Genomic DNA, 24,022 nt, shown 5'->3' on the forward strand with positions numbered 1-24,022 from the left:
GGGGCGTCGCCTGCACTTGACTGTGCGGACGTCGCCCTCCGGCCGGTGGCCGGGTCTCTCGGCGGCTTCGGCCGTCGGAGGGACACTCTTTGACAATCCGGTGTCAGTCACGCAAGAAGTTTCTAGGACGTGATACATCTCCGCCTCCGGCGGGCGTGGGCTTCGGCCCATGAGCCTCGGAGGGGCGACTTGCACGTTTCATCTCCACGAAAGTGGACCTTCGGAGCGATAGTGATAAGTCAGTCCTCGCCGTGAGGCGACGATTGACTTGCAGAGCAGAGAGAGGACCGCATCGGTCCGGATGAGCCAGGCTGGATCAAGGCCGAAAGGTCGTGGGTCCGACAGGGCGGGTTCGGGTCGGCGTGGTCAAGCTCCTAAGGGCACGGGGGGGATGCCTAGGCGTCATCAGGAATGCAGGCGTGGAAGGCTGCGAAATGTCCGGGGGAGCTGCCCAACGAGCATTGATCCCGGAATACCTGCGGAAGACCCGGGGAACTGAAACATCTCAGTACCCGGAGGAAAAGAAATCAACCGAGACTCCCTCAGTAGCGGCGAGCGAACGGGGACCAGCCTAAACCGTCGGGGACACCCGGCGGGGTCGTGGGGCCGGAGCCATGGAATGCGAGTTTCTGTAGCCGAAGTCCGCTGGAATGCGGCACCGCAGCGGGTGATAGTCCCGTAGGCGACATGGGAACTCCTCCTATCCGGTACCCGAGTAGGGTCGGGCACGTGAAACCCGGCCTGAATCGGCGGGGACCCTCCCGCAAGGCTAAGCACTCGATGACGACCGATAGCGAACCCAGTAGGGCGACCGAACGGTGGGAAGAACCCCGACCAGGGGAGGACACTGATCCTGAAACCCCGTGCCTACGAGCGGTGGGAGGGCGTTTGGCCTCGTGCCAGCCTGACCGCGTGCCTTTTGCATAATGATCCGGCGAGTTACTGTGTGCGGCCCCAGGTTAACCTCTTCAGGAGGGGAGCCGCAGGGAAACCGAGTCTGAACAGGGCGACATAGTCGCACGCAGTAGACGCGAAACGAGGTGATCTACCCATGGGCAGGTTGAAGCGGCCCTAACCGGCCGTGGAGGACCGAACCCACCAGTGTTGAAAAACTGGGGGAGGACCCGTGGGGAGGAGTCAAAGTCTTATCAAACCTCGAGATAGCTCGTTCTCTCCGAAATGGCTTTAGGGCCAGCCTCGGACCATTGTCGTGCGGGGGTAGAGCGACGGACTTCGGATGGGGGGCTTCCCGCCTACCCACCGAAACCCAACTCCGAATACCGCACGATGTACTCCGGGAGTCAGAGCGTGGGGGATAAGCTCCATGCTCGAGAGGGAAACAACCCAGACCGCCGACCAAGGCCCCCAAGACGACGCTCAGTGGTAAAGGAAGTGGGATCGCGGTGACAGCCGGGATGTTGGCTTAGAAGCAGCCACCATTTCAAAAGTGCGTAACAGCTTACCGGTCGAGCCATCCCGCGCCGAAAATGACGGGGACTCAAGCGTCGCGCCGCAGTCGCGGATTCTTAATTGAATGGTAGGAGAGCGTCGGAGGCCGCATCGAAGCCGGACCGTAAGGACCGGTGGAGCGCCCCCGAGTGCGAATGCCGGAACGAGTAACGATAAGATGGGTGGGAAGCCCATCCGCCGAAAGCACAAGGTTTCCTGGGGAAGGTCAATCCGCCCAGGGTCAGTCGGGACCTAAGTCGAGGCCCAAGGGCGTAGACGATGGGCAGGGGGTTAATATTCCTCCACCCGGCGGTGAGGTTGAATCGCGGAGGACGCCGTGATGAGTCAGGTCGGGGCGTTAGATTGCCCCGTGCCGCAAGGCCGACAGCATTCGATCTGGAAGCCTGATGACTTCATGGCCACGAAAAGCCCCGCGAGGACGATCCGTCGGCCCGTACCGCAATCCGACACAGGTGTGCTAGGCGAGCATCCGAAGGCGTTCGGGAGAACCCTCGTGAAGGAACTCGGCAAAATGACCCCGTAACTTCGGGATAAGGGGAGCTCCCATCGCGAGATGGGAGCCGCAGAGAATCGGCTCTAGCGACTGTTTATCAAAAACACAGGACTCTGCTAACTCGCAAGAGGACGTATAGAGTCTGACGCCTGCTCGGTGTCGGTAGGTTAAGGGAGGCGGTGAGCGCAAGCGTAGCCGGCGACCGAAGCCCCGATAAACGGCGGCCGTAACTATGACGGTCCTAAGGTAGCGAAGTTCCTTGTCGGGTAAGTTCCGACCTGCATGAATGGCGTAACGACTGGAGCGCTGTCTCCACGAGGGACCCGGTGAAACTGTAGTCGTGGTGAAGATGCCACGTACCCGCGGTCAGACGGAAAGACCCCGTGAACCTTTACTGCAAGATGACATTGGTCCTGCGTCCACGCTGTGTAGCATAGGTGGGAGGCTACGATCCGACGGCGCCAGCCGGCGGGGAGCCACCGGTGAAATACCACCCTGCTTGGACGTTGGCCCTCACCGGCGCGATGAGCTCGCGCCGGGACCGTGTTCTCCGGGCAGTTTGACTGGGGCGGTCTCCTCCCAAAGCGTAACGGAGGAGTGCAATGGTACCCTCGGCCCGGTCGGCAATCGGGCAACACGAGCGCAAACGTATAAGGGTGCCTCACTGCGAGACCCATCAGTCGAGCAGGGACGAAAGTCGGCGTTAGTGATCCGGCGGTGCTGGATGGAAAGGCCGTCGCTCAACAGATAAAAGGTACTCCGGGGATAACAGGCTGATCTCCCCCGAGCGTCCATAGCGGCGGGGAGGTTTGGCACCTCGATGTCGGCTCATCGCATCCTGGGGCTGGAGAAGGTCCCAAGGGTTTGGCTGTTCGCCAATGAAAGCGGTACGCGAGCTGGGTTCAGACCGTCGTGAGACAGGTCGGTCCCTATCTGCCGTGGGCGTCGGAAACTTGCGGAGCGTCTCCCCTAGTACGAGAGGATTGGGGAGGACCGACCTCTGGTGTGCCGGCTGTCCCGCTCGGGGCATCGTCGGGTAGCCAGGTCGGGACCGGATAAGCGCTGAAAGCATCTAAGCGCGAAGCCCCCTCCAAGACGAGGTTTCCAGTGACTTCAGGTCACGAAGGCTCCTGGAAGACGACCAGGTCGATAGGCCGGGAGTGTAAGGCGGGCGACCGCCTCAGCCGACCGGTACTAACAGCCAAGACGCTTGACCACCCCGACTCGGCCCCGCCCCCCAAGGCGGGCCACCCGAGACGAACAGGGTGTGTCCTCAACCTGCCGCGAGTGCCCGCACCCTCGACCTCCGTCGAGATGCGGAATCACCGCTCCGGCCCATCTTTCGCCACGAGACGAGGCGTCCAACGACGCCCCTCGCGGACGATCGCATCCCGCCCGAAGATTCTGATCGCGTGACTGACCGGATTGCCAGAGCAGCATCCACCGCGAACGTCGGGCCTGACCGCCCGCCGTCCGCTTTCCCGGCGACCATACTGGCGGGGCCACACCCGTTCCCATCCCGAACACGGCCGTTAAGCCCGCCAGGCCCATGATAGTGCGCAAGCGCGAAAGTCGGTCATCGCCGGGATCCCCCACTGACCCGACGCCCCGCCGATTCCCCCCACGGAATCGGCGGGGCGTTCGGCGTTTCGAAAGATCGATCCGATCCGATGTAGCCATTTTGTTCTCTCAACGACGATCATCGAGCTTTTTTCTTCTCAGGTTTGATTTGGTCCCTTGGTCGACGTTTCGGTGGTGATTCATGGGGCAGGAGTCGAAACGGCGGCCAGCTTTGTTACTGATCAATGCCTGGCTGTCCACTGCCTCAATTGTCGTTTGATCTTGTCGCCTTGCCTATGTTTCCTCGTGATGTCCAATTGTTGTGGATGATCGTTCTGATGGACCAGGCGTCATCGAGTCCCAGCACCTTTTGATTTTCTTCGACCTGTCTCCGCTCCGCGTGTTCCCGCGTTACTGCTATTAAGTGGCTTGATTCCCTCGTAACGGTCACAGGAGCGGACCGCAATTTGATCTTGCGTGCTCTGCTCATCTTGCCGCGTCATTCCGATGAGTTTCGCCGAGATCGAGATGGCCCTGCCAGGGCTGAAGGGCGAGGTCGTCGTTGCTGACGCGCCAGGACTGCATCTCTCGGCTTGGATCGATCGCGGGGGCTCTCGCCGGAGGGATCTCGACTACATGGATCAAGGCCCTTCGGCTACGATCGCAGTCCGTCCCCCGGTCTCAGGAGGGAAGGGGGCCCGTCTCTCGAAGGAGCGATTTGACGATGCCCCGATCAAGGCGCAGGCGGCCCGGTCAAGGCGGGCCCGGCATCTCCGTCTCCTTCCTCGAAGGGCGGGCATTGCCCAGCGGCTCCGCATGGTCGATTGCGTTGCCGACCACGATGTCGGACGTTGGCCCCTCCGTCTCCTTCCTGGAAGGGCGGGCATTACCCAGCGGTCCTGTCTTTGCGATGGCCTCGACGACACCGATCAAGGTCGTTGGCCCCCTGAATGTGTCGATTGGGACATCCATGCCCTCCCCAGCCCTCGACCACACGTCCTGGACGTGGTCGCATTCGGGTGCTTCGAGGCTCACCCCCGGCGCAGGGCCCCAGTCGGCCGCGGGCATCCGTGCATGGGGGGGAGCATCGCCTGCGACTTCGGATGGCTCCGATCGTGGGCCGTCCGACTGGGTGATTCCGACATCGAACGGGCCGAGGGCGGTCACCGTCGGGTTTGTCCGTGGCGAAATGATGTCGCGCGAATTTCGGGCATTCGGTTCGGATTCGCCGGTGATTTTATCCATGTCTACTCAGATCGACGGCGGCCCGACCTCGGCGACCAGCGTGGCTCCCGATGCCGATCATGGCCGCGACACGCCGCAGATTGACGACGGTGCGGAGCGTTCAGCTCCCGGCGGGCCCACCAACGACTTGTCGAGCTCGCCTCGCGGCTGGCATGCCGACGGACCTAAGCCGGCGATGTTTCCGGGGTATAAGGCGCTCGCACAGATTGCAGCAGGAGGTCATCCGGGGGCCTCGCGGATGATGGACCTTGCTTCGATGCCGGTGAGTTCAGGCCCGTCGGCGGCGCCGTTCGTCGCGGCCGACTCCGGCATTGCCTCCGATTCGGCTTCGAATATGACTGGTTACGACCAGGGCACGTCGGTTGGCGCATTAAACTCACTGCCCACGGTCGAGGGAGTCGCCCGGGTGATTTTCGGATCGAGCGAGGTCGATCTCGACACGGCCGAGCTTGCGGGGACGCCCCGAGGGACGAAGAGCCTTGAGCCGCCGGCTCGGAGGTCGATTGCGGCCGATTCCGTGACTGAGGCGGTCGACGCGTTGACGCTGCTCCCGGCCCCGCAGGCTGCGGACTTGCTGTCCGAGTTCTTGCCGACCTCGGGTGTGGCGTTGGTCAGGGCGGTCGACGATTTCCTCGCCTCGATCGACGAGCTGGCTCCCCCAGAGGAGCCCGGCGCTGGCCTGCCGATCCAGGTTCGCGAGCCGCTCGCGTGGCTCGCCTCGGGAGTGGCCGTCGAGGTCATTCGCCGGAGCCTCTCGAGGCGAGAGAAGGAGCAGGACGAGGAGACGAGGTCGCATCACGACCGGCCGAGCTGGCCGGGGGTGCCGAGGTTCCTGGGCTTGCCCGGTCGTTAACTCCTCGGGGAAAGGGAGCCGCCGATGCATGACGTTCAACTGGACGAGCTCATCCAACGCCTCAACGAGGGCGACCACGCCGCCGCCGAGCAGGTCTTCATCGAGTATGAGCCATACCTGCGGATGGCCGTGCGCCGGCAATTGACCGGGGCGCTGCGTGCCAAGCTGGACTCGATGGACATCGTGCAGACGGTCTGGGCCGACGTGCTCAAGGGGTTCAAGGAATCGGGGTGGCGGTTCGCCGACCGCGGCCAGCTCCGCTCATTCTTGACGACCCTGGCGCGGCACCGCCTGATCGACCGCCGCCGCCACTACCGCAGGTCGATGGAGAGCGAGCGGCCCATGGGCGACGCCGACCCGGGGGACTTCCCGGCGTCGGGCCAGCCCCGTCCGAGCGAGGAGGCGCAGGGGATGGAGCTCTGGCGCCAGATGCTGGGACTCTGCCCGCCGCAGCATCGTGCGCTCCTGGAGCTGAAGCGCCAGGGGTTGCCGCTCGCGGAGATCGCCGCCCGCGTCGGCCTCCACGAGGGGAGTGTGAGGCGGATCCTGTATGAACTCGCCCGCAAGCTCGCCGAGGTCCGCGAGCGCGAGCTTGCCGAGGCGGAATGAGTTCGGATTCGCTGCGAGCGACTCGCGGTCGGCAACGATCGCGTTGAGGTGAGTTGAAGACTCGGCGTCAGGGAGCGAACTCCGATTGCCGAGGCATTCTCAGCTCGAAACGCTCCAGAGAGCCAGCGGTGATCGACCCACACGGAGCCTCGAATCAGGCGACCGATCCGGCCCGAGCCTGGCGATTCAATCTGGGGGATGGGATCGTCTCGATCGGCGCGATCGCTGCGTGCCTGGGGCTCGCGCGGGTGTTCGTCCCCTGGATTCGACTCGGATTCCGAGGGCTCCCCTTCGAATCGATCTCGGGTGTCTCGGGCTGGTGGACTTACGTTCTGAATCACCCGAAAGTTGCCGGGGGATTTGCACTCTACGCAAGTGTGGTGTCGATCGCCTTCCTGATGATCTGGTCGATCGCTTATGTCATGATGTGCATGCGCAGGCCCGGGCCCGGCTTCGTGGAATCGGTATCCGAGTCCGGGATGGTCGCGATCGGGGCATTGTTCGCGGCGTTCGCCTTTGCCTTCGTGCTGGGCAACCTCTGGGCACCCGGATTACTGCTGTGGGTGGTGCTCTCCGCGGCGATACCGACGGCCTGGGCGACCCTGGTCCTGACCGGCTGCTGGGAGTCCAGGCCCGATTGGATCCATCGGTTCGGCCGGATGATTGGATTCCTCTGGTGCCTGATGATTCCGCTTTATAGCTTGCTCATTTTGATTCAGTAGGCTTCGACCAACCCGAGGAAATCGGCGGACCGATGATTGCACGTCCGACTGCTTCCTCACGGGACATGACCACGTCGATGCCGTAGAATAGGTCCTCCCTGCCTTGCTGGCGACCGCGGCGGAGCCCGCCCATGGATGCACACGGATCGACGCCCGAGATGCGACCGACGACCGACCCGGTGGTGCGCTCGGACGGGGTCGATGACTGGATCGACGAGCAGGTCGAGCAACTGGCCGATGCCTGGGCCCGCGGGCAGCGGGTGACGGCCGCGGAGCTGCTCGCGCAGAAGCCGGGGGTGGCCGACGAGGACGCGCTGCGACTGGTCTTCGAGGAAGTTTCGCTCAGGCGCGATGCGGGAGGGGGGGGTGAGACCAGCCAGGTGGTCGCGCGGCATCCCCGTCTGCGATCGAAGCTGGAGGCGCTGCTGGCCTGCGACCGCCTGATGCGGCCCGAGGCGCCGGTCGGCTTCCCCGAGTTGGGGGAGACTCTGGGCGACTTCCAGCTGCTGGAGGAGCTGGGACGGGGCCGGTCGGGGCGGACGTTCCTGGCGGTGCAGGTCTCGCTGGCCGACCGGCCGGTGGTGCTCAAGGTGATGGCGCTCGACGAGGAAGAATACCTCAGCCTGGCGCGGCTCCAGCATACGCACATCGTCCCGCTCTACTCGATCCTCGCCGACGAGGACCGGGGGCTCATGGCCCTTTGCATGCCCTACCTGGGCGGGGCGAATTTTTCCCAGATTCTGGCCGCACTGGGAGACATCCCTCCCGAGCGACGCACGTCCGCGGACTTGCTCCGGGTGCTGAACGGCTTCCCGGCGTCGCCCACTCAGCTGGAGGCCGGGCCCGGGCCGTATCGCGATGCGCTGGGGCGTGCGACGTATGTTCAGGCGATTTGCTGGATGATTTCGTGCCTGGCCGATGCGTTGCAGTATGCCCATCAGCGCGGGCTGGTGCACATGGACGTCAAGCCATCGAACGTCCTGATCGCGGCCGACGGCCAGCCGATGCTCCTGGATTTCCACCTCGCTCGCGGGCCCGTGCTGCGGGGCGAGGACCGGCCTGCGCGGCTTGGAGGCACGCCGGGATGGATGTCCCCCGAGCAGCGTGCGGCGATGCGACAGATCAGCGAGGGGCGGGCGGTCGCCGCCGAGGTCGACGGTCGCTCGGACATCTATTCGTTGGGGCTCTTGATGCACGAGGCCCTGGCGGGCCCCTGCGACCCCGACTCGCCGTCTCGTCGGTCCCGGCTCGACCGAGTAAATCGGACGGTCAGCGTCGGGCTTGCCGATCTCGTGGAGCGTTGCATCCAGGCGGATCCCGCGAGGCGCTACCCCACCGCGGGCGAGCTGGCCGATGACCTGCGGAGGCACTACGATGACCTCCCCCTGAAGGGGGTCGTCAACCGGAGCCACGCCGAGCGACTGGCCAAGTGGCGCAAACGCCATCCCCATGCGTTGACGCGAGGCCTGGCGCGGATGTCCATCGTCCTGGCCATCGCGATCGTCGGCCTGGCCGCCTGGCTGGTCTACCTCCAGCGCCTCCGGGAGGTCGACGCCTCTCTCGAAGACGCGCGGAACTATCAGGCCAGGGGGGCCTACGACGACGCTCGGCGCGCGGCGAGTCGCGGCCTGACGCTTGCCTTGAAGACCCCGGGCCTGGGGGCAGTGGTCAAGGCGCTGGAGACGCAGCACCGCCTGGCCCTGCGCAGCCGCAAGGCCGTCGAGTTGCACCGACTCGCCGACCTGATCCGCTTTCGCTACGGGGTTGATCCGGCGTCGGGAGTCGAGGCCCATAAGCTCGTGGATCTCGGGCGAGCTCTCTGGTCGGACAAACGCCTGATCAAGCCCCCGCCAGGTCTGGCCCTGGCCCCCGAGGTCGAGCATGAGCTTGGCCTGGACCTGCTGGAACTGGCGGTGGTCTGGGCCGACCTCCGGGTGCGGATTGCCCCCGACTCCGAGGTCGGACAGGCGAGGCTCGATGCCCTGAAGGTCCTGGACGAAGCAGAGGCCACCTTCGGGTCGAGTCCGTCGCTGCGCCGCGAGCGCGCCGTCCATGTGCTGGCGCTCGGGCTGAGGGACGTCGTTCCGGGGGCGGATTTGCCGGCGAAGACGCCCTGGGAACACTACGACCTGGGCCGCTCACTGCTGCGGGCCGGCCAGTTCGCCGATGCCGCCGCCGAATTCCGGGCCACCATCGACGAGAGGCCTCAGGACCTCTGGCCCAACTTCTATCAAGGGCTCTGCGCCTACCGCCTCGGTCAGCACGCCGACGCCCTGGCCGCCTTCCGCGCCTGCGTGACCCTCTCGCCCCGCTCGGCCGAGTGCCTCTTCAACCGGGGGCTGGCCAACGCCGCTCTGGGCCGGGTGGATGAGGCGAGGGCCGATTATACGAGGGCCCTGACGATCGACCCCACGCTCGCGCGGGCCGCCCTGAACCGGGGGATCCTCGCGTATGAGTCTGGCCAGCCCGGGCGGGCCCTCGATGACTATCGACGGGCCCTCGAAGCCAGTCCCGAGGGGCAGCTCGCGGGTCAGATCTCGTTCAACCAGGCCTTGGCCCACCTCGCGCTCGGCGATCGGCCCGCCGCGCAACACGCTGCAAACCAGGCGCTGAGACTTGGCCACGCCGAGGCCAGGACTCTCGTGGAGACCCTTGGCCCTGTGATTCCCTGAACTGTCTCGACTGGGGTGATTCGATCGATCTTGGAGGCGAGTCGATCCATCACTCCGTACTTGGTCCGATCCGCTTATGTTACGAGAATTCCTGGATCACCCTTGCGACGGACGGAGTGTGCGGGGCGGGGGGGAGCTCGTCGGCGGGCTGGACCAGGGGTCGGGCCATCTTCAACTCATCGAGGATCGTCCCCTGGAGGGTACGCTCGATGTCGAGGAGGCGGCGGGCGACGTAGGCTCCGTCGAGGACCCGGTGGTCGTAGATGAGCTTGACGACGACCTGGCCGGAGTCGGCGATGGGGCCGAAGGTGAGGGTGGTCGTCAGGGGTGAGATCGGGTGGAGGGACTCTGCGCCCAGGGCCCCGTAGCTGGTCAGGCCGAAGGTGCCGAACCGCTTGGCCCGCTTGTAGCCCGAGACGTGCAGGGTGCTCCACCAGAGGGTCCGGCGGATGGGCGTGGGCACCCGGCTTAGGCGCAGGGCCTGGCGGAAGATGCCCACCTCTTCGAGGGGCTGCTTCTTGTACCAGTTGAGCGCGGCGTGGAGCTGCGCCAGGGACTGGCACTCGGGGGCCCGGAAGAGGCCGACGAAGATTCCTTCCTCGCCGCCGTGGACCCGCTCAAGGGCGAGGGCGCAGGAGGTCTGCGGGTGCTCGTACAGGCGAGTCCAGGGGAAGTTGAGCAGCGCCCGTCGCAGCGGCGGCTCGCCGGCGCAGACGAGGGCGTAGGCCTTCATGAACAGGACCGCCCACGAGGGCCGCGATGGGTGCGACTCGCGGGGGCCGAACAAGGCCCCGACATTCATGGTCCGGCTCACCGGGATGCTGGGAACCCGGTGCGCGAAATGGACCAGGTCGATGATGAAGCGGCGTGGACCGGTGATCGGCACCGATCCCCCCTTCGGCTCGTGCATCCTTGCACCTCGACCAGACGGAAACTTCACCAGCCCGCCGGAGCCCGTCCGTGGGACCGACGCCGGGTGTCGCACGGGGCGACCTGGCGAGAGCAAGGCTACTGCAAACCGGCCGGGGCGTGAAGCCGAAGGTTGGCACGAGGCCGATCCGGGGTCGGCCCTCCCCAAGTCGGGCGTCGGCATGCCATAATGGCCGACCCGGGTGCGACCGGGGGTCGAAGATTCCCGGTCCCGAGGCCGCTCGATGTCCGCAGAGCCGTCGCAAATTTTCGTCCACCTCCTGCCCGCCCTCATCCCGGCGGGCGCCTTGCGCGGCGGAGTGGCCGTGGTCATCGACGTGCTCAGGGCGACCACCGCGATGGTCCACGGCCTCGCCGCCGGGGCCACGCACATCGTCCCCTGCCTGGAGATCGACGAGGCCCGCGGCGTCGCCGCCGCCCTGCCTCCGGGCACCGCCGTGCTGGCCGGAGAACGCCTGGGTGTGCCGATCGAGGGATTCGACCTGGGCAACTCGCCGGCCGACTTCAACGCCAGCACCTGCCGGGGCAAGACCCTGGTGATCACGACCACGAACGGCACTCGCGCGATCCATGCCAGCCGCGAGGCCGAACGCGTCCTCGTCGCCGGCTTCGTGAACCTGGAGGCGACCGCCCGGGCGCTCATCGCCGACGGACGTCCGGTGCACCTGGTCTGCGCGGGGACCGACGGGCAGATCAGCCTGGAAGACACGCTGCTGGCCGGCGCGATCGCCGAGACGCTCAGGGATCGAGGCTGGACCCTGGAGAACGACCCGGCGCGGATCGCCTCGATCTTGTGGTTCGATGTGGATTACCGGATCGACGAGGGCGAGACTCTCGCCGGAGTCCTCTCCGACGGCCGGGGCGGTCGTCGGGTGCGCGAGCTGAAGTTGGCCCCCGACATCGAGGCTGCGGCGACCCTGAACCGGTTCGACCTGGTCGCCGAGCTGGTGTCCAATCCGCCGGGGATCGTCGCGGTCCCGGTCGTCGAGCCGGAGTGATCGCCCGGGTTTCGAACGACGCCCCTGACCGGGATCGTTGGCGGTGTCATGGCCGGACACCCGGCCGGTCGATCAAGTCGTTTCTCCTTCCTGTCTTCCCAACGCAACCAAAGGTGGGGGTGGGCCCTGCCAAGGTCAGAGCCCCCGGAGAGAGCCAAGTATGATGGACATGGACAAGCTGGTCTCGCTCTGCAAGCGTCGCGGGTTCATCTTCCCGTCGAGCGAGATCTACGGCGGGATCAACGGCTTCTGGGACTACGGCCCGCTGGGCGTCGAGCTGAAGCGGAACATCAAAGATGCCTGGTGGCAGGACACGATCCGGTCGCGCGACGACGTGGTGGGCCTGGATTGCTCCATCATCATGAATCCGCGCGTCTGGGAGGCCTCGGGCCACGTCGGCGGGTTCAACGACCCGATGGTCGACTGCCGCGAGACCAAGGAGCGCTACCGGGCCGACCAGCTCTATGTCTTCCAGTGGAACTTCCCGGCCCCCGAGGGTGGGGCCGCCGCGCCCGAGCCGCTCTGGCTGTCGGCGATGGGCGCCTCGGCCGAAGACGCGATCACGGCGGTGGAGAAAAAGGCCCAGAAGATGGCCAACAAGCGGGGGGTCCGCACCAAGGATATTCCCGAGCCGTTGGCCGTGCCCTACCTGAGCCTCGCCGAGCCGGAGCGGGCCAAGGTCATCGGGCCGGCGACCGAGACGCCGGGAACCTTGACCGAGCCCAGGCAATTCAACCTGATGTTCAAGACGAGCGTCGGGGCCTTGGAGACGGCGTCGAGCGTGGCCTATCTGCGGCCCGAGACGGCTCAGGGGATCTTCGCCAACTTCAAGAACGTGGTCGACACCGGGCGGGTCCGGCTGCCGTTCGGCATCGCGCAGATCGGCAAGAGCTTCCGCAACGAGATCACCCCGCGCAACTTCATCTTCCGCTCGCGCGAGTTCGAGCAGATGGAGCTCGAGTTCTTCTGCCGGCCCGACGAGAGCGCCGAGTGGTACTCCTACTGGCGCAAGACGAGGTTTGACTGGTACACCGGCCTGGGCCTGCGCAGCGACAAGCTCAGGCTGCGCGACCACGACAAGGACGAATTGGCGTTTTACTCGAGCGCGACGGCCGACATCGAGTATGAGTTCCCGTTCGGCGTGAGCGAGCTGGAGGGGATCGCCCATCGTGGTGCGTATGACCTGACCCAGCACCAGACGCACAGCGGCAAGGACCTGAGCTACTTCGACGAGGAGAAGAAGGAGCGGTTCATCCCGCACGTCATCGAGCCCTCGGCCGGCGCCGACCGCGCGACGCTCGCGTTCTTGTGCGAGGCGTACGAGGAGGACACGATCGCCGGCGAAGTCCGGACGGTCCTGAAGTTCCACCCCAGGCTCGCGCCCATCAAGGCCGCGGTCTTCCCCCTGGTGAAGAAGGACGGGATGCCGGAGACGGCCGACAAGATCTATCGCGACCTGAAGAAGCACTACAACGTCTTCTTCGACGAGAAGGGCGCAATCGGCCGCCGCTACCGCAGGCAGGACGAGGCGGGGACGCCGTTCGGCATCACCGTCGACGGCCAGACGGCCGAGGACGGCACGGTGACGATGCGCGACCGCGACTCGTGCAGGCAATGGCGTGTCCCCTCGGCCGGGATCGTGCAGGCGATGCGCGACCTGCTGGACGGGCAGGGCGTACCTGCCGAGTGATCGGGAAATGACGGACAGGCCGGCGGCGCATCGAGCGATGCGCCGCCGGCCCCTTGGCAATCCGCTGGCCAGAGGCCACGATGTTACGGGACCGCCCTTGATGGTAGAAATCGACCACCTCGGCTGCGGATGCCCGTCGGCCACCCGGGTCTTGCCGCCACGCCTTCCGAGATCGGGACGCCCGTCGATGAAGCTTTGTATCGCCCAGGCCACGACGATGAGCTCGACCTTCGAGGCCGACCTGCAGGCCTATTCGCGGGCCGGATTCCCCGCGGTGGAACTCTGGCTGACGAAGCTGGAAGAATATATCCGCGAGCACGGAGTCGGGGCCGCGCGCGACTTGCTGGCGAGCAACACCCTCACGCCGCTGGCCGCGGCCGGGCAGGGGGGCCTGCTTCTCTCCGAGCGTGCCGAGCGTCAGGTCCACTGGGACCTGTTCCGGGCGAGGCTCGAGCTGCTGAGAGACCTGGGCGTGCCGACGATGGTGGTCGCCGTCGACTTCGTCCGCGAGATGGCCGAGGAAGACTACGGCAAGGCGGCAATGAGGCTCAGGGAGGCCGGGACTGTCGCGGCCGACCACGGCGTGCGCATCGCCCTGGAGTTCCAGAAGACGGCCCGCTTCTGTTCCAGCCTCGACACGACGATCGCCCTGGTGATGCAGGCCTCGTCCCCCGCGGTCGGCGTCTGCTTCGACCTCTTCCACTACTACACGGGCCCGAGCAAGTTCGAGGACCTGGCCTACCTGTCGCCCTCGAATCTGGCCTGGGTCCAGCTCTGCGACGTGGCGGGGACCCCGCGCGAGATCGCCGGCGATGCCGACCGGATCTTCCCGGGCGAGGGCGATTTCCAGATCACGCCGATCCTCGACCACCTGGCGGCGATTGGCTATGAAGGCGGGGTCTCGCTGGAAGTCCTGAACCCGCTGCTATGGTCGATCCCGGCCGATCGCGTGGCAGATATGGGCTATCAGGCGATGTCGCGGGCCCTGGGCGATCGCGCATTGGGAGGCCGGTATGCATCCGGCCCCATGCCCGATCCGGCGACCGGTGCGGGGGCCTGACGCATGTCGGTCGGGACCCTCCAGCCGCCGGCAGCCCTGTACCGCGAAGATCAGACGTTCGGGTGGTGGGTCTACGCGATCATGCTGGCCGTCACCGCGCTGAACGTCCCCTGGTTGGCCGCCGAACCGGTCCAGGGGCAGGATTGGAGCGACGTCGGGCAAATCGCCACGTTCGCCCTGAAATCGCTCCTCCTCGTCGGGCCGGTTTTCTTCGTCATCGGCCTGGGCCGGCTGACGACGGTGGTCACCCCGGCGCAGGTCCGCGTCTGGTTCGGCCTGATCCCAACCTATCGGCGATTCCTCCCCGTCGGGTCGATCTCCGCCGTCGAGGTCGTCGAATACCAGCCGATCCGCCACTGCGGAGGCTGGGGCATCCGCCGCGGGAGAGGCGGCGAGCTGGTCCTCAACGCCCGAGGCAGCCACGGCGTGCGTCTTCACCTGGTCGACGGTTCGAGGATCCTGATCGGCAGCCAGCGGCCCGAGGAGCTGGCGGCCGTGATCCGCGGGGCGATCTCGCCGCTGGGCTGAGATCGCTCCGACTTAGAGGTTGAGCATCCGGTCGCGGGCGACGATGTCCCAACGTTCGACGACCTCGCCGTTCTCGATCACATAGGCCTGCCTGTGCAGCGCGCAGGTGGGACAGATGTGGGATGGCATGGCGAGGAATGTCGTGCCGGGGGGATAGTCCTCGGCGTGGGGGGTGTCCAGGACGAGATGCTCCTCGCTCTGGAAGGCGACCGTGGCGTCGGGCAGGTCGGGGAAGACGACCCGGCTTGCGACCGGGGGATCGCTGGCGACGGCCTTGTAGCCGAGGTCGAGCGTGATCCGCCCGGGGCGGGGTCGGCTGATGACGCGGGTGAGGAGCAACGCCGAGGGGACGAACGGGAGGTCGGGATAGCGGGTCGCGTAGCCGTAGTCGTGCAGTGAGCAGGTGCCCGGGGAGAGTTCAAGGCCGGGAATGTCGAGCCTGGCGTGCACCGGGAAGGTGGGGGTGCCGCCGAAGACAACGATCGAGACGTCGTGGCCGGCGTCGATGAGCCGCTGTCGCAGCGCGAGGGTCGCCTCCTGGCCGGGGCGGGCGGCCTCGATGCGCTCGGAAAGGTCGGTGACCGCGATCTGGCCGTCGTAGGCCTGCAGGCCGTCGGGCCTGAGGTTCGGCAACGTGGCCAGGTGCTCGTAGAGCTGGAAGGCGGCGTCGCCGGGATCGATCCCGGTGCGGCCCATGCCGATGTCGAGGTCGATGAGCGTCGAGATCGTCTCGTTCGCGGGGAGGCCGGCGGAGAGGGCCGAGGCGGCGTCGGCGTCGTCGACGACCGTGCGGAAGGTCGCCTTGGGGTAGCCCCGGACCAGGCGGGCGAAGCGGGCGATGTTGGGCCCGACGATCGGGTAGGCGATCATGATGTCGGTGCCGCCGGCCGCGGCGACCATCTCGGCCTCGGCGATGGTGGCGCACTTATGCTTGCGGATGCCCAGCGACTCGGCCAGGCGGATCATCGCGGGCATCTTGTGCGTCTTGACGTGCGGGCGGAGGCGATTCGCCCCGCCGGCCACATCGATCATCGCCCGCAGGTTGGCCGTCACCAGGTCTTTGAAGATGACGAGGGAAGGGCTCAGCATCGAGTCGGTGTTGTTCAGGGCGTAGCGGGGATCCATCGGCGAATCAGCCTCCCTTTGAGGGTCGGGGGTGCGGCACCGGGGCCCACCGACCACGAGGAACCCTAGCCTCTCGGCGCCTCCGGGTCAATGATGGCGACGCCTTCGGGGGTTGTTCCGGGGTGACGCATCGGTCAAGATGTGAGATGAGTCGCCCCAACACGGAGGTCTCCGCCATGCCGCTTTCCGCTCGCCGCAGGCCAATTCGCGTCGCAGGCGTCTCGCACCGGCCGGGCTCGGGGACCGACACGCCGGAGGGGACCGACCGGTTGATGGCCAAGGCCGGCATGCTGATCGAGCGGGCGGCGCGGATGGGGGCGGACCTCGTTGCCTTCCCCGAAATCTACCCGCAAGTGACCGTCGTCGACCCCTACCATCACGCCGAGCCCGCCGAGGGGGGGACGCTCGATCGGGCTCGCGAGCTGGCACGCAAGCATCGGCTCTATCTCGTCTGGCCGAGGGTCGAATATTCGACCGAGCGGGGGATCCGCAACACGTCGATCCTGATCGATCGCGCGGGTGACGTCGTCGGCCGATACGACAAGATGTTCCCCACTCCCGGTGAGATGCAGCAGGGCGCGATCCCAGGGACGGAAGCCTCTTGCTTCGAGACCGATTTCGGCCGAGTCGGGATGCTGATCTGCTTCGACCTGAATTTCAGGGAAGTCCGGGAGTCGCTGGCGGCGGGAAAGCCCGACCTGGTCGTCTTCTCGTCGATGTACCGGGGCGGGCTCCAGGCCTCGGCGCTGGCGTTCGAGCTGGGATCGTTCGTCGTCACAGCCATCGACGCCGAGCTGGGGCAGGTGATCGACCGCTGCGGGCGAGTCCTGAAGGAATCGACGTATGAGACCTTGACGCTGGCGTCGATCAATACCAACAGCGTCGCGCTCCACATGGACGACAACTGGGGAAAGATGGACGCGATGCTGGCCAAGTACGGGCCGACTCTCTCCTTCGACTACCACACTCGCGAGGGCTTCTACGTCATCGAATCGACGGGACAGGCCGACGTCTCCGAGATCAGTGCCGAATTCGGGCTGATCCCGGCGGACGACTACTGGGCGCGAACCCGTCGGGTGAGGGCGGAGGCCCTGGCGAAATTCGACAAGGCCCGTGCAGCTCGCGGGTGAGCCTTCGTTTTCAGCGTTTTGGCGGCAGCAGCTCGACGACCGCGGAGGTCATCGCGGCGATGCCGGTGCGGATGCTTGGTGCAGGGTCGGGGGCGAAGAGGGCCGAGTGCAGCGAGGGGAGGGGCTTGTCGCTGGCCTTGAACTCGGCGACACGGGCCGCTGGGATTGTGCCCAGGCGGAACATGAAGGTGGGGACGCCGTCCCGACCGTAGAGGCCGAAGTCCTCGGCCCCCATCGTGGGATCGACGTTGACCAGATTTGCCTCGCCGATCGCGCGTTTCAGGGCGGGGACGACCTTGGAGACGAGGTCGGGCGTGTTGATGGTCGGGGCGGTCCCGTACGCCACGGTCACCGAGGGCGCGGGGGCCTTGTGGCCCTGGGCGAGCGCCTCGGCGCGGCGGCGAATCCCGCTGAGGAGCAGGTCACGGATGTCGTCGCGGAAGGCGCGGATCGTGAGCTGGAGGCGGACCTCGTCGGGGATGATGTTGTGGCGGGTCCCGCCGTGGATCGAGCCGACGGTGACCACGGCGGGCTGAATCGGGCTGATCTCGCGGGAGACGATCGTCTGCATGTCGAGGACCAGCAGCGACGCGAGCACGATCGGGTCAACCGTCTTGTCGGGCATCGCGCCATGGCCCCCTTTGCCGCGGACGACGACGTCGAGCGAGGTGGAGCCCGCCATCGCCGGGCCTGAGATGTAGCCGATCTTGCCGGTCTCGAGGTCGTGCGCGACGTGCAGGGCGAGGGCGAAATCGGGCCTGGGAAAGCGAGTATACAGGCCGTCTTCGAGCATCGCCTTGGCGCCACCGATGGCTTCCTCGGCAGGCTGACCGATCAGGATGACGGTGCCCGACCATCGGTCCTTGTGGTCGACCAGCCAGCGCGCGGTGCCGACGAGGCAGGTCATGTGGATATCGTGGCCGCAGGCGTGCATCACGGGGACGGCCTGGCCCGCGTCATTCTTGCCGGTCGCCTTGCTGGCATAGGGAAGCCCGGTCGCCTCGGCAACGGGCAGGGCGTCCATGTCGGACCGGACGAGGACGACGGGCCCGTTCCCGTTCTTCAGGATCCCCACCACGCCGAGCTTGCCGACGTTGGGGGTCACCTCGGCGCCGAGCCCGGACAGCTCGCCGGCGATCCGCTTCGCGGTCTCGACTTCCTGATAGGAAAGCTCGGGGTGGGCGTGCAGGTCGCGATAGAGGGTGACCAGGCCGTCGATCTTGCCATCAAACCAGGGGTCCTGCCCCCTGGCCTCGACGGCGATGATCGCAAGGAGGCAGGAGGCCAGCAGGGTGCGGGTCATCGTTGAAGGTGCCTCGTGGGGTGGTCGGCCCGGTCGTCCTCGGTCGCGGCCCGGTCTGGGGCGTTATTCCAGGCCCATCTGCTTGTTGTAGGCGAGCGCCTTGGCGTGCTCGGCCTCGGGGATCTTGCCGCAGCGTTGGTAGATGACGGAAAGCGCGGTGTAGCTGAAGGTGTCGTCGGGCTCCAGTTCGACCACCTTCTTGGCGTGCATGATCGCCTTCTCGGTCTCGGCCAGGTCGGTGAAGAGCTTGGCGAGCATGCCGTGGCCGATGGCGAAGGCGGGGTCTTGCGCCACCGCTTCTTCGAGCTTGACGACGGCGGCGGGCTTGTCGCCGGCGTCCCTCAGGTCAACGGCCTGGTCATACAACTCATCGGGCGTGGGCATAGGGCGTGGCTCCGCGGCGGGTCTCGACTCTCGGGCAATCAAGTTTAGAATGCAGCGGCCCGGATTGACAGGGGCCGCCCAGACGACCGACCACCACCCACGAGCCAACCGACCGATGAAATACAACCCCCTGGGCAAGACCGGCGTCCTCGTGAGCGAACTCTGTCTGGGCACGATGACGTTCGGCGAGGGCTGGGGATTCGGCGGGATCGATGCGCCCCAGGCCGACGCGATCGTCGGGGCCGCCCTCAACGCCGGGATCAACTTCGTCGACACGGCCGACGTCTACAGCGAGGGGCAGTCGGAAGTCCTGCTCGGCGGTGCGCTCCAAGGCGAACGACGCGACCGGGTCGTGCTGGCGACCAAGGGATTCGGCCGGATGGGCAAGGGGGCCAATGACACGGGCCTGAGCCGCTACCACCTGATCCGCGCCTGCGAAGCCTCGTTGAAGCGCCTGAACACCGACCGGATCGACCTGTATCAGATCCACGGATCGGACGCGGCAACGCCCATGGATGAGGTGCTTTATGCGCTGGACATCCTGGTGAGGTCGGGCAAGGTGCTCTATGTCGGCGAGTGCAACCTGGCCGCATGGCAGACGGCGCAGGCTCTGGGTCGGTCCTCGACGCTGGGCCTGCCGAAGTTCGTGAGCGCCCAGATGTATTACAGCCTGGTGGGCCGGGACGTCGAGCACGAGGTCGTGCCGCTCTGCCTGGATGAAGGCCTGGCTCTGCTCCCGTGGAGCCCGCTGGCGGGCGGGTTCCTCACCGGCAAATACCGTCAGTCCCAGGCGAAGCCGCCCGAGGGAAGCCGGTACGCAACGAGCAAGTTTGGCGAGTTCCCGCCCCGCGACAAGGAGCTTGGCGAGCGCGTGGTCGACCGGCTCGTCGAGCTGGCCGAGGCACGAGGAACCACGCCGGCCACCCTGGCGATCCGCTGGCTGCTGTCGAAGCCCGCGGTGGCGTCGGTGATCATCGGGATTCGAAGGCTGGAACAGCTCGCGGATAACCTGGCGGCGACGACCCTGGAGCTGACTCCCGCGGAGCTCGACTCGATCGACGAGGTTTCGCGGCCCGCCGCGTTGTACCCGGCCTGGATGATCCAGCGGCAGGCACGGAATCGGGTCATTTAATGCGGGAATTATGGCTCAAGGTGCGAGCCGGCGCGGCCGACAAGCGACGTTGACGGGTCGCCAAGGCTGGCGTACCATCCCGCCCGCTCGGGTCGTCTGATCCCCGAGGAAGACCTTCAGGGAGGGAGGCACTCGCATGCACGTCGCGCTCGCACTTCTGGCCATGTCCGCGGCCCCGCTGGCCGCCAATCCGCAACCGCCCACGCTCGACAAGCAGGTCTCCTTCGAGATCCGCGTCGTCGAGATGAAGGGGCTGGGCTGGAGGGCCGACTTCCAGCAGCAGCTCAAGCCCGTCTCGACCCGCGAAGGCAAGTCGGCCTGGACGATCGACCAGGTGGTCTTGAAGTCGCTCCTGGAAGAGTGCAATGAGACGACCGCCGCGCCTCGGGTGACGACCTTCGAAGGGGCGGACGCCACGGTCAAGACCGGCAAGCCCTGGAAGATCGTCTCCTCGGTTCGAGAGGTCGTCGACGCCCCCAAGGGCGTGATCAAGGGTGCCGCGTACCTCCCCAAGGTCGCGTCGGTTGACAGCGGCGACTCGGTCAAGGCCTCGGGCCGTCAGCTCGAGCAGGGGATGCTGGTCGACGTCTCCTGGGACGTGCAGCAGGTGCTTGCGTTGCACAACGTCACGCACAAGGGGGTCGAGGTCGAAGGCCAGGGCAAGATCAACGCGCAATATCAAGTGCCCGAGATCGTCAAGGACAGCTACAAGGGCGAATGGCTCGTCCCCGAAGACAGCGCCCTGGTGCTGAGCATGGGCCCGCGCACGGTCGCAGGCCCCCTGAACCTCGCCCAGGTCCGCGAGCGGGTCCTCGTCGTCACGGCCCGTCACGTGTTGACCCCGGCCGAGGAGAACGAGGCCCTGACCAACCAGGCGACCTTCTCGACCCCGCCGGTCACCGCGCCCGAGCCCAAGGCCTGGATGCCGACCCCGACCCCGCCCAGCCGCGCCCTGCCGCAGGCCCCCGCGGTCGACGGCTCGCTCCCCCCGCTGCCCGACGACACAATGCACGTGACCCCCGAGAGCGGCGACGTCGACCCCAAGGCCACCCCGCAGATGCGGGCCCCCGAGAAGAAGCCCGGCGAGGAGGCACCGAAGGCCGTCAAGCCGGCTGGCGAGCCCGAGAAGCCGGTCGCCGATGCCAGCCATGTTCCCGCCCCTCATCGGGCGACGGCTCGGGTCGAACCGCCGGTCAGCGGTGGCCCCGTTCTGTTTGGTGAGAACTTGGCCGACGTGGGACCCGATCGCCAGGAACCCTTCCAGAATCGGACGTATGCCGACATCGTCATAGATGTTAAGGAGATTGCTGCGGGGAAACTCATCCCCGGGGTTGGTTCTAAGAGCACCGACGACCTTATCCTCCAAGGAATCTACCTCCAGAGTGCTCTGAATAAGGCCAAACAACAGTGCGATCCCACGACCCAGCGATCTGTTGCAACCGGAGGGTCCGTGTCACCGGCTTGCGCGGCCAGCAGTTCTGATTTTGATAAATCATTGTCGGTGGCGGCGGACGGCTTTCCCTTGGCGGATTACATGCGCGAGATCGCCATCGGGCGAGCTGAGCCCTTCCCAAACGGGTCACATGGGGACATCGTCACAAAGGTCGATGAGTCGCCCAAGGGCCGGGCGATGTTCAGCACCGCAGCCTCTAGCTTCACCGACCGCCATCCCGAGCTTCTCCATCCTTCGGCGACCGTCTTCGACTCGCAACTGCTCAAGTCCGGTCTCACCGAGAAGATGGGTGCGATCATGAGCGCGAAACTCGATTTCGACGCCGAGGCACTCAGCCGACTCCAGACCGAGACGAAAGTCACGCGGATCCCGATGGCCGGAAATCTGGCCCTTGAGATTACCGCCCGCGTGGTGCCCGCCCCCAAGGTGGCCAGCGACGCGGCCCCGGAATGCCCTCTGGCGAAGTAAGCACGTCAGACTCAACACAAGCCGTCGAGACCCGCCCGCGCCGCTCGCTGAACCGGCGCGGGCGGGTCTGTTCGCACCTTGAGGTTCTGGCCCGTACGGATACGTTGGCTTATGATCTGGGGTCATTCCGCCCCATTCGAGACATTTCGACGAGGTCCGCCGCCATCATGCCCGACCCCCGCTGGGATACGCTCGCGGAGTTGCTGATCAACCACTCCACCAGGCTGGCGCGGGGGGAGAAGATCCTCATCGAGTGCTTCGACCTGGAGGATAGCACCCTGCCTCGGCTCCTGGTGCGCAAGGCGGCCCGCAAGGGGGCGCATGCGCTGGTGGAGACGAAGGATACGCGGGTGGTGCGCGAGATGGTGCGCAACGCCACGGCCGAGCAGATGCGGCTGATCGGCGAGACCGAGCTTTATCGGATGGAGCGGGTCGACGCGTATATCGGGCTGCGGGGGGCGCGGAACATCAACGAGATGTCGGATGTCGCGCCCGAGCAGATGAATTTGTATAACACGCACTTCCTCAAGCCGGTGCACTTCGACTGCCGGATCAAGCACACCCGCTGGTGCGTCCTGCGGCTGCCCAACGCCAGCATGGCGCAGCAAGCCGGAATGAGCACCGAGGCGTTCGAGGATTTCTACTTCGACGCCTGCACGCTCGACTATGCGCTGCTGTCGAAGGCTCTGAAGCCGCTGGTCGACCGGATGAACGCGGCCCGCGAGGTGACCATCACCGGGCCCGAGACTGACCTGCGGTTCTCGATCGAGGGCATCCCCGTGATTCCCTGCGCCGGAGAGATGAACATCCCCGACGGCGAGGTCTTCACCGCCCCCGTGCGCGACTCAGTCCAGGGCTACGTCCAGTTCAACACGCCGACCGTCTACCAGGGGAACTCGTACGACTCGGTCCGGCTCGAATTCAAGGACGGCAAGATCATCCGGGCCGACTGCAAGGGGGGGGACGTCAAGAAGCTCCGAAGGATCTTCGAGACCGACGACGGGGCGAGCTACACCGGCGAATGGTCGATCGGATGCAACCCTCGCATCCTGCATCCGATGCGCGACATCCTGTTCGACGAGAAGATCGCCGGCAGCTTCCACCTGACCCCGGGCAATGCCTACGACGAGGCCTTCAACGGCAACCGATCGAAGATCCACTGGGATCTCGTCCAGATCCAGCGCGAGGAGTACGGCGGCGGCACCATCTCGTTCGACGGCGTGCCGATCCGCGTCGACGGCAAGTTCATCCCCGAAGACCTGCAGGCGCTCGACCCCGAGTGAGGCCCGGTTGCTCGATCAAGGGCGGGCGGCGGCCGTCGCGGTCGGTGGGCTGATCCAGAGATAGTGGCCGACGAGCAGGCCGCCGACGAACGAGAGCGCCAGGCCGAGCAGGACGAAGAACATCCAGGCCGTGACGACCGACGGCGAGAGGGTCACCTCTCGGCCCCGACCGCGACGCGACGCGATGTCACGGTCGACGACCCTGGGCGGATCGAGGCGGATCTCGGCGGCGATGATCTCGTCGGGGATGAACGGGGCCGTCTCGGGCGGCTGGACGAGCAACTCGGCCGAGAAGGGGGGGGCGACGTCGGTCGAGGCGCGGAAAGGGCTCGATTCGCGGCGGATCACCGGGTCGACGAGCCTGGTTGGCGCGATCTCGATTGAGCCCAGGTCGAACTCGAGGACGGGGTCGCCCGAGAGCCGCTCGGGCGTTGATGGGGCCTGAGCGGGAAAATCAAATGACCCGGCCGGGACAGGGGCCGGCGGCTCGATGGCGGATTCCGGGGCCACCGATTCGACGGGCTCGGCTTCGGGGGTCGGGACGAGCAGCTCGGCCCGGCAACGCGGGCAGGTGGCGGTACGGCCGACCTTTGAGGCGGAGACGCCCAGGAGCTGGTCGCAACGGTAGCAGCGGAATCGGACGATTGGGGCAGACATCGCGGATCAATCTCCGGGGTCGTTGCTGCACCGCTCCAGGTTATGCCCGGGCGATCCCGACGCCAATGGGCGTGATCCCGCCGGGGCCCGATCCCGATCGATTGAACCAGCCGTGCGCCCGAGGAAGATCCGGCGCGAGCGACGGCGGGTGTCTGCTTGACCGGCCGGGTCGGTGCCCCACAATAGAATCGTTGCCAGGGATCCCGTTGACGCGCAACCTGACGCGGCCGGGCCGAAGACACGCGGGCGCGGGAGGC

Annotated in this window: 17 protein-coding genes and 2 rRNA genes; 14 read left to right on the plus strand and 5 right to left on the minus strand. The window is 66.4% G+C overall.

Annotation, left to right across the window (positions count from 1 at the left end; translation table 11 throughout):
- Nucleotides 1-364: 364 nt before the first annotated feature.
- From EP7_RS06220 to EP7_RS06245, 6 genes are all read left to right on the plus strand, one after another.
- A 23S ribosomal RNA gene (locus EP7_RS06220) occupies nucleotides 365-3,181 on the plus strand.
- A 262-nt stretch (nucleotides 3,182-3,443) separates the two neighbouring features.
- Nucleotides 3,444-3,551: ribosomal RNA gene (gene rrf, locus EP7_RS06225) — 5S ribosomal RNA — on the plus strand.
- A gap of 1,623 nt (nucleotides 3,552-5,174) precedes the next feature.
- Nucleotides 5,175-5,621 (plus strand): hypothetical protein, encoded by a 447-nt coding sequence (locus tag EP7_RS06230; RefSeq protein WP_463526880.1) that lies wholly within the window; start codon nucleotides 5,175-5,177, stop codon nucleotides 5,619-5,621.
- A gap of 24 nt (nucleotides 5,622-5,645) precedes the next feature.
- On the plus strand, nucleotides 5,646-6,230 hold the full coding sequence (locus tag EP7_RS06235; RefSeq protein ID WP_463526881.1) for an RNA polymerase sigma factor: 585 nt from the start codon (nucleotides 5,646-5,648) through the stop codon (nucleotides 6,228-6,230).
- A gap of 128 nt (nucleotides 6,231-6,358) precedes the next feature.
- A complete protein-coding gene (locus tag EP7_RS06240) occupies nucleotides 6,359-6,952 on the plus strand; it encodes a hypothetical protein (protein ID WP_463526882.1) in 594 nt (197 codons plus the stop codon).
- Nucleotides 6,953-7,083: 131 nt separating this feature from the next.
- Nucleotides 7,084-9,624 (plus strand): tetratricopeptide repeat protein, encoded by a 2,541-nt coding sequence (locus EP7_RS06245; RefSeq protein WP_463526883.1) that lies wholly within the window; start codon nucleotides 7,084-7,086, stop codon nucleotides 9,622-9,624.
- Nucleotides 9,625-9,703: 79 nt separating this feature from the next.
- Here the strand turns inward: EP7_RS06245 and EP7_RS06250 are convergent, their stop codons facing one another.
- Nucleotides 9,704-10,534: a hypothetical protein gene (locus EP7_RS06250; RefSeq protein ID WP_463526884.1), complete on the minus strand. Its 831-nt coding sequence runs from the start codon at nucleotides 10,532-10,534 to the stop codon at nucleotides 9,704-9,706.
- A gap of 244 nt (nucleotides 10,535-10,778) precedes the next feature.
- On the opposite strand from EP7_RS06250, the gene EP7_RS06255 reads away from it, so the two are divergent.
- From EP7_RS06255 to EP7_RS06270, 4 genes are all read left to right on the plus strand, one after another.
- Complete coding sequence (locus EP7_RS06255; RefSeq protein ID WP_463526885.1) at nucleotides 10,779-11,552, plus strand: 2-phosphosulfolactate phosphatase; 774 nt, start codon at nucleotides 10,779-10,781, stop codon at nucleotides 11,550-11,552.
- 163 nt (nucleotides 11,553-11,715) lie between these two features.
- The gene (locus EP7_RS06260) at nucleotides 11,716-13,242 is read left to right on the plus strand and encodes a glycine--tRNA ligase (protein WP_463528372.1); all 1,527 of its coding nucleotides are present in this window, start codon (nucleotides 11,716-11,718) and stop codon (nucleotides 13,240-13,242) included.
- Between the two features lie 187 nt (nucleotides 13,243-13,429).
- Complete coding sequence (locus EP7_RS06265; protein WP_463526886.1) at nucleotides 13,430-14,302, plus strand: sugar phosphate isomerase/epimerase family protein; 873 nt, start codon at nucleotides 13,430-13,432, stop codon at nucleotides 14,300-14,302.
- A gap of 3 nt (nucleotides 14,303-14,305) precedes the next feature.
- Nucleotides 14,306-14,830 (plus strand): hypothetical protein, encoded by a 525-nt coding sequence (locus EP7_RS06270; RefSeq protein WP_463526887.1) that lies wholly within the window; start codon nucleotides 14,306-14,308, stop codon nucleotides 14,828-14,830.
- Between the two features lie 12 nt (nucleotides 14,831-14,842).
- Here EP7_RS06270 and EP7_RS06275 read toward each other — a convergent pair whose 3' ends face one another.
- A complete protein-coding gene (locus tag EP7_RS06275; RefSeq protein WP_463526888.1) occupies nucleotides 14,843-15,955 on the minus strand; it encodes a D-TA family PLP-dependent enzyme in 1,113 nt (370 codons plus the stop codon).
- A gap of 176 nt (nucleotides 15,956-16,131) precedes the next feature.
- On the opposite strand from EP7_RS06275, the gene EP7_RS06280 reads away from it, so the two are divergent.
- The gene (locus tag EP7_RS06280) at nucleotides 16,132-17,085 is read left to right on the plus strand and encodes a carbon-nitrogen hydrolase family protein (protein ID WP_463526889.1); all 954 of its coding nucleotides are present in this window, start codon (nucleotides 16,132-16,134) and stop codon (nucleotides 17,083-17,085) included.
- Nucleotides 17,086-17,095: 10 nt separating this feature from the next.
- Here the strand turns inward: EP7_RS06280 and EP7_RS06285 are convergent, their stop codons facing one another.
- Nucleotides 17,096-18,388: a M20 metallopeptidase family protein gene (locus EP7_RS06285; RefSeq protein ID WP_463526890.1), complete on the minus strand. Its 1,293-nt coding sequence runs from the start codon at nucleotides 18,386-18,388 to the stop codon at nucleotides 17,096-17,098.
- 63 nt (nucleotides 18,389-18,451) lie between these two features.
- Nucleotides 18,452-18,772, minus strand: coding sequence for a tetratricopeptide repeat protein (locus EP7_RS06290; RefSeq protein WP_463526891.1), 321 nt, complete (start codon nucleotides 18,770-18,772; stop codon nucleotides 18,452-18,454).
- Between the two features lie 115 nt (nucleotides 18,773-18,887).
- Between EP7_RS06290 and EP7_RS06295 the strand changes: the two genes are divergently transcribed.
- The 3 genes from EP7_RS06295 (at nucleotide 18,888) to EP7_RS06305 (ending at nucleotide 23,108) form a co-directional block, all read left to right on the plus strand.
- Nucleotides 18,888-19,904, plus strand: coding sequence for an aldo/keto reductase (locus EP7_RS06295; protein WP_463526892.1), 1,017 nt, complete (start codon nucleotides 18,888-18,890; stop codon nucleotides 19,902-19,904).
- Between the two features lie 136 nt (nucleotides 19,905-20,040).
- Nucleotides 20,041-21,825: a hypothetical protein gene (locus tag EP7_RS06300; protein ID WP_463526893.1), complete on the plus strand. Its 1,785-nt coding sequence runs from the start codon at nucleotides 20,041-20,043 to the stop codon at nucleotides 21,823-21,825.
- Nucleotides 21,826-21,992: 167 nt separating this feature from the next.
- Nucleotides 21,993-23,108, plus strand: coding sequence for an aminopeptidase (locus tag EP7_RS06305; protein ID WP_463526894.1), 1,116 nt, complete (start codon nucleotides 21,993-21,995; stop codon nucleotides 23,106-23,108).
- A 15-nt stretch (nucleotides 23,109-23,123) separates the two neighbouring features.
- Here the strand turns inward: EP7_RS06305 and EP7_RS06310 are convergent, their stop codons facing one another.
- Nucleotides 23,124-23,765, minus strand: a complete 642-nt coding sequence (locus tag EP7_RS06310) for a hypothetical protein (protein WP_463526895.1) — start codon at nucleotides 23,763-23,765, stop codon at nucleotides 23,124-23,126.
- Nucleotides 23,766-24,022 lie beyond the last annotated feature (257 nt).

It is taken from the genome of Isosphaeraceae bacterium EP7, assembly GCA_038400315.1.
GTDB lineage: Bacteria > Planctomycetota > Planctomycetia > Isosphaerales > Isosphaeraceae > EP7.

What these genes read in the sequence shown, in the direction of transcription:
- EP7_RS06235 (WP_463526881.1), top strand. Translation starts at nt 5,646, where the DNA reads ATGCATGACGTTCAACTGGACGAGCTCATCCAACGCCTCAACGAGGGC.
- EP7_RS06245 (WP_463526883.1), top strand. Translation starts at nt 7,084, where the DNA reads ATGGATGCACACGGATCGACGCCCGAGATGCGACCGACGACCGACCCG.
- EP7_RS06250 (WP_463526884.1), bottom strand. Translation starts at nt 10,534, where the DNA reads ATGCACGAGCCGAAGGGGGGATCGGTGCCGATCACCGGTCCACGCCGC.
- EP7_RS06255 (WP_463526885.1), top strand. Translation starts at nt 10,779, where the DNA reads ATGTCCGCAGAGCCGTCGCAAATTTTCGTCCACCTCCTGCCCGCCCTC.
- EP7_RS06260 (WP_463528372.1), top strand. Translation starts at nt 11,716, where the DNA reads ATGGACATGGACAAGCTGGTCTCGCTCTGCAAGCGTCGCGGGTTCATC.
- EP7_RS06265 (WP_463526886.1), top strand. Translation starts at nt 13,430, where the DNA reads ATGAAGCTTTGTATCGCCCAGGCCACGACGATGAGCTCGACCTTCGAG.
- EP7_RS06270 (WP_463526887.1), top strand. Translation starts at nt 14,306, where the DNA reads ATGTCGGTCGGGACCCTCCAGCCGCCGGCAGCCCTGTACCGCGAAGAT.
- EP7_RS06275 (WP_463526888.1), bottom strand. Translation starts at nt 15,955, where the DNA reads ATGGATCCCCGCTACGCCCTGAACAACACCGACTCGATGCTGAGCCCT.
- EP7_RS06280 (WP_463526889.1), top strand. Translation starts at nt 16,132, where the DNA reads ATGCCGCTTTCCGCTCGCCGCAGGCCAATTCGCGTCGCAGGCGTCTCG.
- EP7_RS06285 (WP_463526890.1), bottom strand. Translation starts at nt 18,388, where the DNA reads ATGACCCGCACCCTGCTGGCCTCCTGCCTCCTTGCGATCATCGCCGTC.
- EP7_RS06290 (WP_463526891.1), bottom strand. Translation starts at nt 18,772, where the DNA reads ATGCCCACGCCCGATGAGTTGTATGACCAGGCCGTTGACCTGAGGGAC.
- EP7_RS06295 (WP_463526892.1), top strand. Translation starts at nt 18,888, where the DNA reads ATGAAATACAACCCCCTGGGCAAGACCGGCGTCCTCGTGAGCGAACTC.
- EP7_RS06300 (WP_463526893.1), top strand. Translation starts at nt 20,041, where the DNA reads ATGCACGTCGCGCTCGCACTTCTGGCCATGTCCGCGGCCCCGCTGGCC.
- EP7_RS06305 (WP_463526894.1), top strand. Translation starts at nt 21,993, where the DNA reads ATGCCCGACCCCCGCTGGGATACGCTCGCGGAGTTGCTGATCAACCAC.
- EP7_RS06310 (WP_463526895.1), bottom strand. Translation starts at nt 23,765, where the DNA reads ATGTCTGCCCCAATCGTCCGATTCCGCTGCTACCGTTGCGACCAGCTC.